Consider the following 10,026-nt stretch of genomic DNA (forward strand, 5'->3'; position numbering starts at 1 on the left):
AGATGAACCCGCAGTTTTTGGGTCTGTTCTTCGCTGAGATGGCTCCGGGAACCGCCATCTTCAGGCACCAGTTTTTGCTCATTCAGCCGGTCATTGAGATGGCGACGCACCGTTGTTTCATGGATACGTTGAGACTGCGCGATCATGGCCGTTGACCATTTTCAGAAGAAAGCAACACACAGCGCACTCTGTCACGGACATGGTGGTCACGACTCTGGCGCTGTAGTTCTTCAAGGGCTATTTTCTGTTCTGTCGTCAGTTCAACGTTCATGCAGGTCAGCATGATCTTCATTATCCGTAAAATCAAGCATCTTCAATGATCACGGGTATATATAGTAATTAATAATAAAGTTATTAAGTTAAATGCCGAGAACAGTTATTATTAATTTTCTGTATAGTGCATTATGAATAGCTTCTGATTACTGAGAGCGGTAGTTGAAAATAAAGACAAACATGAAGGCCATGTTAATACTGCGGGATAAGCCAGAATCTGTTGCCCGTAAAATACTGGAGAAATCCGGTGCGGCTGTTCCGCCTTATTAAGGCAAAGCATTCTGGCAGTGGGCACAGGATTATATTATCCGCGCCTGCCGGCCTGATTCATCACGGGATAAATACCACGCACACACTGAGTGCGAAAATACAGGCATTACCGGAACAGGTCAGGGCCGGACTGAATTTAAGCCCCGCAGCGGCGGACTGGCTGAAGGTGCTCGCCCTGCTGGCCATGCTGGTCGATCACACGAACACACTGCTGCTGCCACACCTGCAGCCGGAACTTTACGCGCCGGGACGCACGGCCTTCCCCCTGTTCGTGCTCATCTGGGCGCGCAACGTGCTTCACAATCCGCACCGGCTCCAGACGCGGGCCAACAGGATATGGCTGTGGGCAATCGTCACGCAGCCGGTCTTTTCCTTCGCCTTTGCCGGGCACGACCCGTGGTATGCCCTCAACATTTTGTTCGTGTTCGCCGGCGCGACGCAGCTGCTGGCGTGGTATCACCGCTTCCGGATGCCCGGCCTGATGGTCTGGCCGCTGTCTTTTGCCAGTTACGGTCTGTCCGGGCTGGCCTGGCTCTCTCGATGGGAACGTTCCTGCATTCGCCACCGGGACGCCTGTCCGGAGTGGCTGCCCTGATGGCGATCGTCGCGCTCCTGGTGATCAACAGTCAGCATGTCACACAGGCACCGGGGTGATGCTGTCCATCCTGCCCACGTGTCTTCTGCCGGTTGCCGCTGTTGGTCTGGTCCGCACACTGACAGAGGGCTGCGAACGGCGATTCATGCCGGCAATGTTCTTCTATATGGCTTATGCCGGTCATCTCTTCATTCTTGGGCTGATAACCCGACTATGCTTGCTGTAGACGCGGAACTGAATGTTCGGAAGAGACGTTATCACCAGAACGACTGACATGTTTTAACGACGGGGGTCAGCCAGGATGACAACCTACAAAATAACGTATGAGCACAGCAGCAACGGGGAAACGCAGACAGGAGACACTCTGCTTGAATGCGATCATGAGCCTACCACAGAAGAGCTGGAACATGCCGTCAGCTGGGACTCGCTGAGGTTTCACCGCCATGGGCTGGTCACCTGGGTCATCATCTCGGTTGTTCCTCTTACCTGATACTCCGGGTGCGGGACTGAGAATTGCACGGCGCTTTATTTCGGGGTTCTACACCGGAATCCCAAATTTTTCCGTCATCTATGTTGTAGTCAAAGCATTGTGACGATGCGCTCAAGATTGCTTTTATCCCGGATGAACTGAAACAGATTAATCAGACACTTTTTGTATGATGATAGCTTCCTAGCGCAGTATGGCTCCTGTATCTGCTTGATAGGCAGCCATTCCAATATGCGCCGCTGAATCAGTCAGGAGAGCGCAGGATAATTTCACGCGTCATTGAAGCCCACTTAGAACGAGAAAAAGGGAGTTCAGCACCGGCTGCGGTGTCTGCTGTTAGTCATGTTCGCAGAAACTGTCTTAAACGCGCCGCGTCTTAGGTCAATACCGTACTCCGATTAGTCGCTGACCTCTCGTTCTCCGACCATCTGCAAGTAGGTGATCCTTACTGTGAACATTCCTGAACAGGTAGGCTCTCCAGAAAAACAGGCGGATGCCGGAGAGGCGGCAAGGCTTAACTTGTTTTATTTTTTTCCCTCTCAAGCTTCATAATAAGTTCGAAACGCTCATGAGAATGAACTGTTACTGACATCACCATCATGTTGGTAGCCTGATCGCGATAGACACGTGTGATTTCTAGTGCGGGTTCACCTGCCGCGGTATTCAGCGCTTTTGACAGTTCTTTAGTTATAAGGACAGCCTTAACCCGCTGCTCAATAGTGTTAATGACCAGGCCAAACTCTGCTTCAATAATGGCGGCTATCAGTACTTCTCTTCGCTCTTTCGCCAGAGGAACAACCGATACAAACTGTTTTGCTACATAGACATCCGTCCAGCATACTGGCTTTCCGGGATGTTCGCTGTCCGTCCTGATACTTGAAATACGCACATAATTACCACCTGGCTCCAGTCCCAGGCGCTCAGCCTGTACCTTATCCGCCACAAATTGCTTGACTTCTTTAACCTCGCGCTGTTGCGTTTTTGCGAAATGCGCCAGGTCTGCAACGGAACCTAAAGTCTGGGAGTACCCTTTCTGACAGGTAGATGCCTCCACGCGTGTGCCAACACGTTTTTTGCGCGACACTAAACCTTGTTCCTGCAGACATGCAATAGCTGCCCGGATGGTGCTACGGCTGACCTGGAACATCTCAGATAACTCATGTTCTGTCGGCAATAATGTGCCAACCGGATACTTACCGCCGTTAATCGCATCTGAAAGCTTTCTGGCCACCATTAAATATCTAACCGAGATCATATTTCTAACATTCCATTCAAGTATCAAATTGACTGTGCTGCTGCATCGATTTAATCATGTACGAACATATATTAAATGTACGTACATATATACCAGGAGTTTTTTATGCCTAGCACCGTATACGATTCCCTGCTGTTCAGGAACATGTTTGCCACAGAAAAAATGCGCGCGGTCTTCTCTGATAAAGCATTGATTGAACATTATATCGAAACGGAAGTCGCACTGGCCAGAGCTGAAGCACGTTGCGGGATTATCCCGGCCAATGCAGCGATCGAGATTGCTGAAAAATCACGTTATGAAGCGTTAGACCTCAGTGAGATGCAACATCAGACAGAAATTGTCGGTTATCCAATTCTGCCCCTGGTTGAGCAACTCTCAAAAATATGCGGCGAAGCCGGACGCTATGTTCACTGGGGAGCGACCACGCAGGACATCATGGACACGGCGGTGGTTTTACAGATTCGCTCAGCGCTGGATATCGTTGCCACCGATCTTCAGCACGTCAGAACGGCGCTGACCACACTGGCGAAAGCGCATCGCGACACACCAATGGTGGGACGTACTCATCTGCAACATGCACTGCCTGTCACCTTTGGCTACAAATGTGTCGTCTGGTTGAGCATGTTTGATCGTCACGCCGAACGGCTTGCTCAGTTGCGTCCACGCGTTGAAGTAGGGCAGTTCGCGGGGGCTGCCGGCACTCTTGCTTCGCTGGGCGAAAAGGGGCTTGAGGTACAGCAAGCTATGATGGAGGAACTCGGCCTGGGCGTACCGCAGACCACATGGCATGTGGCGCGCGACGGCTTCGCCGAAACCCTTAACTTCCTGGGTCTGGTGACCGGCTCGCTCGGTAAAGTGGCGCTGGATATCATGATGATGATGTCCAGCGAGCTGGGCGAGGTTTATGAACCATTCGTTAAGGGGCGCGGTGCCAGCAGTACCATGCCGCAGAAGCGCAATCCGATCTCCTGCGAAATTATCTATGCAGCAGCCAAAGGTGTCCGCCAGCATGCGGGCCTGATGCTGGACGCAATGATTCAGGATTTCGAGCGTTCAACCGGTCCATGGCAGGCGGAGTGGGTCGCCATTCCCGAATCCTTCATGTTGAGCAGTGCTGCGCTTGAGCAGACCGTTTTCATGCTAAACGGTCTGGAAGTGAAACCCGACAACATGCGCAGGAATATCGACATGACTCGTGGCCTTATCGTCGCCGAAGCAGTGATGATGGGACTGGCACCACAACTGGGTCGCCAGGCGGCACATGACGTGGTGTATGACGCCTGTCGAGTTGCTAACACCGAGAATATGCCACTACTGGATGCGCTGCTGCGTACTGAGATTGTGACTGCCAGGCTCAGCAAAGCGGAATTACAGGCACTGACAGAACCGGGCAACTACACCGGACTCGCGCCAGTGATGGTGGATCGAGCCCTGCTGGCTTCCGAAAAAAATAAAAAATAATACCAACAAGGGCAGCCAGACTGCCCTGTACTCTACCTGCCAATAAGAGAACAATGCTATGTCTACAGTTAAACCGTTCTGGAAAGGGCTGACGTTTCAGGTGCTAGCCGCCATGGTGCTCGGGATTGTTCTGGGCTTTGCCTTGCCCGAGTTTGCGGTGAAATTCAAAATACTCGGCGACATTTTTTTGAAGCTGATTAAAACCGCCGTTGCACCGCTCATCTTTTTTACTATCGTACACGGCATTGCTTCAGCGGGCGATATTAAGAAAATCGGAAAAATAGGCGTACGTGCGTTGATCTATTTCGAACTGATCTCAACACTTGCGTTAGCGATGGGGCTTGGATGGGCTAACCTGCTTAATATTGGTGCAGGCATGGGCAGCAGCGTCAGCGAGGCCGCCACTTCGGCAGTAAACGCGACTCTGGCAAAAAGCCACGCACCGTCCGGTACCATGGAGTTTATTTACGCCATCTTCCCGGACAACTTCATTGGTGCCTTCGCCGGTGGCCAGTTGCTGCAGGTGCTGGTTATCTCAATCATCTTTGGTTTTGCCCTGCTGGCGCTGAGTCAGGAGAAGCGCAGAGTCATTGAAAGTGGCATGAGCCGCATTTCCGAATGCTTCTTTGAATTTATCAACCTGATCATGCGTCTCGCACCGCTCGGTGCCTTTGGTTCGGTGGCATATGCCGTCGGCAGCAATGGCAGTTCAGTATTACTGTCGCTGCTGAATCTGGTGTTGATGTTCTATGTTGCCGTTGCCTTCTTTATCTTAGTCGTGCTGGCTACCATTTGCCGCATCTCCGGTTTCAGCTTATGGCGTTTTCTCAAATACATCAAAGATGAGGTTTTCATCGTGCTGGGCACCGCATCTTCAGAGAGCGCACTGCCGCGCCTGCTGCAAAAGTTGGAGCGCTTTGGTTGCTCCCGTCAGAGTGTTGGGTTGATACTGCCAACCGGATATGCCTTTAACCTCGATGGCACCAGCATTTATATGTCGATGTGCACGCTGTTCATTGCCAACGCGTATGGCATCGACCTGAGCTGGCAGCAGCAATTAGGTATTCTGGCGGTAATGCTGGTCACCTCAAAAGGCGCAGCAGCAGTCTCTGGCGGGACTTTTGTGGTCTTTGCCGCCACAGTTACTACCGTTGGGCATCTGCCGGTGGAAGGGCTGGCTTTGATCTTTGGCGTCTATCGCTTTATGTCAATGGCAGTCGCTACCTGTAACACCATCGGCAACAGCGTAGCAACTGTAGTGGTGTCCCGCTGGTGCGGTGAATTTTCTGAGGGAGATGCAAAGAAGGAGTACAGCCGTTTACTGAACCGTAAACCCGAGTCAGCTTTATAAAAAAATTTTACGCGGAACGCCAGAGTTAACCCCGGTTGAACAGATTTATTTCGTCAGCGCGCAGTTGACCATCTGGGGAAATATGCCGGTATAGCGTTTGCCGGGTTATCGCCAGCTCCAGCATAACATACTGACTTTCGTCTCTGTCCGCCCCATTGATACCATTGTCATGGCGTCATTTTGTAAGGCCGTCAGCCGTTCCTCCCGCGAGCTCATCCGCGAAAAAAGCAATCTCGATCGTATTGCCGCCACGCAGGGGCTGAAAGAAATGACGCAGGGGGCGCTGGCCCGCAAACTGTGCACGTACTCCACGACCAATCCGACCCGGCAGGCACTATTTGAATATGACCGGCTGGTCCGTAGCATCTATACGCTGAAGTATCTGCGCGATACGCAGCTGTAACGTAACATCCGGCGTTCTCAGAACCGGATGGAATCTTACACCAGCTGCGTGCCGCAGTGGCCAAAGTCGGTGGAAAGAAGGAGTTAACCGGAAAAAATGACATTGAAACGGACATCAGTAATCAGTGCAGGCGGTTGATTTCCAATGCGATCATGTATTACAATTCGGCGATCCTGTCACGATTGCTGGAACGACTGGAAGCGGAAGGCAATGCAGGGGCATTGAAGCTCTGGCTCGAATATCACCGGTGGCCTGGCAGCACATTTTACTGAATGGCCATTATACCTTCCAGAACAGCAATGAGATTATTGACTTGGATGCGCTGGTTGCCGGGCTGATAAAAGCAGATCTTATTGAATGGATGAGTGTAATGATCTATCAGTCCGCATCGGGTGCCGGAGCTCAGCATGTACGGGAATTAATCACGCAAAGCGCGTATGTAAGTAGCCATTTGTCCGCCGATGAACTGGCATCTTCAGGTTCAGTACTTTCATTAGTCAATAAGGTCAGTGAGCTGATTAAAAGCGCTGATATGCCGACCCAGAACTTCGGTGCGCCTTTGATGGGTAGTATCATCCCATGGATTGACAGCGATTTAGGCGATGGCTACAGCCGTGAAGAATGGAAAGGTGAGGCAGAGACGAACAAAATACTGGGCCTATCTCCCGGTACGATTCCGGTTAACGGATTGTGCATACGTGTCGGTGTAATCCGCTGCCACAGTGCCGCAATAACCCTGAAGCTCAAGCGTGAAGTCAGCGAAGAAGAATTTGCGGAGTTAGTAGTGCATTCCCATCCTTGGGTTAACTATGTGCCCAATAACAAGGAAGAGAGTATCAGTAAACTGACCCCTGCCTATATCAGCGGCTCGCTTCAGATAGGAATTGGCCGTTATAAGAAAATGTCGCTAAACAATGACCCTGTCTATTCGGTTTTAACTGTAGGTGATCAGCTCTTGTGGGGCGCAGCCGAACCTTTGCGCCGCATGTTAGATATTCTACTCGGTAGAGTTTGATCCATTCTGTTCAGACCTAAGCACTTGCTCGCCAGGTGCTTTTGTTATGTAGCGATGCGTCATTTCTACGTCACGCCTAATTTGATGGACAAAAATGGCTCATACAACGTCCGCACTTCGCTCATTGCGGACCATATCGATTAGTGCGAAGCCAGTCATTCATGCCCGAAGGGCATAAAAGGCGATGCTCAGGTGTTAAACAGAAGTAAATAGCCGAATCGCAGATACCCGGCGAAGTCGGTTCGTTTTGATAGGTTTCACCTATATCATTCCTCGCCTTGCAAGACCTCACCCAATGGCTAGACAATTTTGTTCTTACCAAGCCTCCCCGAGGGGGCGCAGTTAGCGCCGGACGCTTGCGGGCGGGGACGGCTGGACACTTGTGGGCTGCCGCGCAGTACTGCGAGTGCGCAGCCGCAGGCAAGCTACGGGGGCGTTTCTACGATGATACAGACGAAATTGCTTGATTTAATAAGGTGCTGCTAAGCCATAACCCGCTAAAAGCGATACAGAACGTCCTGTGCGCGGCCGGAGTGGTCACGTCGAGACTTTCGAAGAGTGGCGTATCTCCGCGTTAGCGTCCCGTCGGGGCGCTTACGAGTGTGTTACTCCATACTCACCACAACACCACGTGCAGCGGATCAGTCACTTAGTTACATCATACTCTTTAAAAGTGACACTTTCCGGGCCTGCGGCCCGGAGTAATGCGGCTTTTCAGAGGTGATGTATATATGAGGTGCTAGGTTCTGCCCAGAACGGGCCCGGCGCTTGCGCCGGTACGCCTCCTCAGGCGGCAGGGTGCGGTAAATCCATTCAGACATAGCATCATGGAGTCGTTCATTTGCCGGCAGCTCAATCAGATTGTTGGCACGTTTAAGCTCCACTCCTTTTTTTGCGACGGTAAACCAGTGCTTCACGGCGCTTACAGCCAGACCAGCATTTACGCGCGGAGTGAGGCTGGACATCATCTCACCCCTTCCCGGACAGTTGCTCGCGCTTGACGCTCTGACGGAGCTTCTTCTCCCGCGATTTGAACAGCTTGTCTATATCGATGCCGAGCATCTGGAATCCCACGGGGCGATATAAACATAAGTTGGCACTCAGGAGCGGGATTCACGATCTCAGAAGCGTTCTTCCGCGAGGCCCAGAATGCCAAACCGTACCTGTTCCTCGATAAGCCGTAAAATGCGTGACACTGTCACCTTCGTTTCCAGAATGACATTACCTTTAGCGTCATTAGTACTCTGCTCCTTTGCCAGACGGGAGATACACATGCCGACAGTATGCTTACCGGCACACAGAAGCTGACTAGAACTGGCCAGAGCGTATCGAGCAGACACTGACATTCCGTACAGAAGCCATATACGCCACGCTTTACGGCGACCGGCGACATAGAGAGGGGGACGAAAAACATGCATGCGCAGGCTGACCTGCCCGGTTTCTTTGTCTTTTTTCACCAGGTGATTGTAGGCATGGACGAGTTGCCCGGAGAGCTTTTTGTAATGCTCCTGGCGATACCAAGTCGTGTTTTCACATTTGGCTTTTGTGGAGTGCTCACCGCGTTTGCGGCGAGTCAACTTTTTGACCGGAGCAATGAAGAAATTTCCCTGAGTACCGGCATCAATATCCTGCCAGATATGGATTAACTCTTCAGCCGAAAGCTCAGACCAGTGAACAAAAATTTGATTGTCATTCACGACAACCTGTTCTTATGGCGGCCGGGTGTTGTTTTCTATGGTGCATGCATTGTAACCCTTCACCGGCAACGCGCCTGCTTTTTGACCACCTGATACTGATTCTTCCGCCAAGATGATTACAGGTATCGGGGGGTGTCCCTATGAAGTTGTCAAGCATATTTATGACGCCGTAGGGGTATAAAAAGCACCGTCACACATCATAGCGAACAGGACGTCACAGCGCCGCCTTGCCAGGGCGATAAGTGCCTGGTTATGTCGTTTCCCCTGGCTCATTTTGCGTGTGTAGTAAGCCCTGGATATCGGATCTCTGAGCGCGGCGAAGGCGGACAGGAACAGCGCCTGTTTGAGGCTTTTATTGCCCCGTCGTGAGGGATGTTCCCCACGTATGGATGAGCCGGAGCGTCGGGTTACCGGCGCAAGACCGGCACAGGCTGCGAGATGTGCGGCGGAGGCGAAGGCGTGGCAGAACAACGACAGCAGCATTCGTACCGGGAACGATGACGGTTTGCTGTGTCAGTGCCTGGGTGATATCTGCAGCAAGGCGTTTTCCCAGATGCGGCGCACGTATGCTGAGTTGGGTTGCCAGCTTCTTCTCACCCGGGGAAGGGGTTGTAAGCGGGAACCAGCCATAATTCTGTGGCGTCGGCCTTCTTATGCTTTCAGCCTGATGACAGTGTCAGTCCGTCAATCATCGCGTCCAGATCGATCTCTTTCCCTTCAGTGATAAAAGTGTAATGCCCGTTTAAAAAGATGTGCTGCCAGGCGACGGGCGACATCCGTTTGAGGAACTCCAGCCCCCGGGTGTTACCGGTTGCTTCATATCTCTGCAGCAATAGCGATAACAGGGCTGAGTTATAATAAATAATTACGATGCTGAGTAGCCGCCTGGATTAGCCCCTATATTTCCATACACTTTTTATCACTTAACCCATATATGGACGCACCGGGTGATGCAAGTACTGGTTCGATGCGGTTTGCGACCATATATCCGGCGTCGTTAGTAGGTGCAATGACCTGTGCCATGATGTCATCCGGACCCTGTTTCCTGATCATTACTCCGGTATCTGATTACCCAGGTTAAGTTCAGGCTGTTACAGGGACGGTAGCCGTTTTCTCATCAGTGTCTGCAAACTCAGTGGTACATTCTTACTGTCCGTCTCATATTGGATTAAACCATAGAAAATGCCTTATTCATATTAAAATCAACCGGGTCAGTCAG

The 10,026-nt window shown here is 51.5% G+C and carries 7 protein-coding genes and 2 pseudogenes; 4 read left to right on the plus strand and 5 right to left on the minus strand.

Features of this window, described 5'->3' with window-relative positions:
* Window positions 1-520: 520 nt before the first annotated feature.
* Complete coding sequence (locus IAE50_RS25085; protein WP_309228113.1) at window positions 521-1,138, plus strand: TraX family protein; 618 nt, start codon at window positions 521-523, stop codon at window positions 1,136-1,138.
* 1,001 nt (window positions 1,139-2,139) lie between these two features.
* Here IAE50_RS25085 and IAE50_RS25090 read toward each other — a convergent pair.
* Complete coding sequence (locus IAE50_RS25090; RefSeq protein ID WP_200581621.1) at window positions 2,140-2,880, minus strand: GntR family transcriptional regulator; 741 nt, start codon at window positions 2,878-2,880, stop codon at window positions 2,140-2,142.
* Between the two features lie 105 nt (window positions 2,881-2,985).
* Between IAE50_RS25090 and IAE50_RS25095 the strand changes: the two genes are divergently transcribed.
* From IAE50_RS25095 to IAE50_RS26900, 3 genes and pseudogenes are all read left to right on the plus strand, one after another.
* The gene (locus tag IAE50_RS25095; RefSeq protein WP_200581622.1) at window positions 2,986-4,341 is read left to right on the plus strand and encodes an adenylosuccinate lyase family protein; all 1,356 of its coding nucleotides are present in this window, start codon (window positions 2,986-2,988) and stop codon (window positions 4,339-4,341) included.
* A 58-nt stretch (window positions 4,342-4,399) separates the two neighbouring features.
* Window positions 4,400-5,692, plus strand: coding sequence for a cation:dicarboxylate symporter family transporter (locus tag IAE50_RS25100; RefSeq protein WP_200581623.1), 1,293 nt, complete (start codon window positions 4,400-4,402; stop codon window positions 5,690-5,692).
* 211 nt (window positions 5,693-5,903) lie between these two features.
* Window positions 5,904-7,110: pseudogene (locus tag IAE50_RS26900) on the plus strand (aspartate-semialdehyde dehydrogenase); the annotation flags it as partial.
* 653 nt (window positions 7,111-7,763) lie between these two features.
* Here IAE50_RS26900 and IAE50_RS26350 read toward each other — a convergent pair.
* The 4 genes and pseudogenes from IAE50_RS26350 to IAE50_RS25120 form a co-directional block, all read right to left on the minus strand.
* Window positions 7,764-8,078 (minus strand): hypothetical protein, encoded by a 315-nt coding sequence (locus IAE50_RS26350; RefSeq protein WP_234467340.1) that lies wholly within the window; start codon window positions 8,076-8,078, stop codon window positions 7,764-7,766.
* A 153-nt stretch (window positions 8,079-8,231) separates the two neighbouring features.
* Window positions 8,232-8,807, minus strand: a complete 576-nt coding sequence (gene repA / locus IAE50_RS26355) for a plasmid replication initiator RepA (protein WP_234467341.1) — start codon at window positions 8,805-8,807, stop codon at window positions 8,232-8,234.
* 159 nt (window positions 8,808-8,966) lie between these two features.
* Window positions 8,967-9,426 (minus strand): annotated as a pseudogene (locus IAE50_RS25115) (transposase); the annotation flags it as partial.
* Between the two features lie 40 nt (window positions 9,427-9,466).
* Window positions 9,467-9,679, minus strand: a complete 213-nt coding sequence (locus tag IAE50_RS25120) for a Tn3 family transposase (RefSeq protein WP_309228116.1) — start codon at window positions 9,677-9,679, stop codon at window positions 9,467-9,469.
* Window positions 9,680-10,026: the final 347 nt, after the last annotated feature.

Origin of the sequence: Kosakonia sp. S42 (assembly GCF_016624785.1) — a bacterium.
Taxonomy (GTDB): Bacteria; Pseudomonadota; Gammaproteobacteria; order Enterobacterales; family Enterobacteriaceae; genus Kosakonia; species Kosakonia cowanii.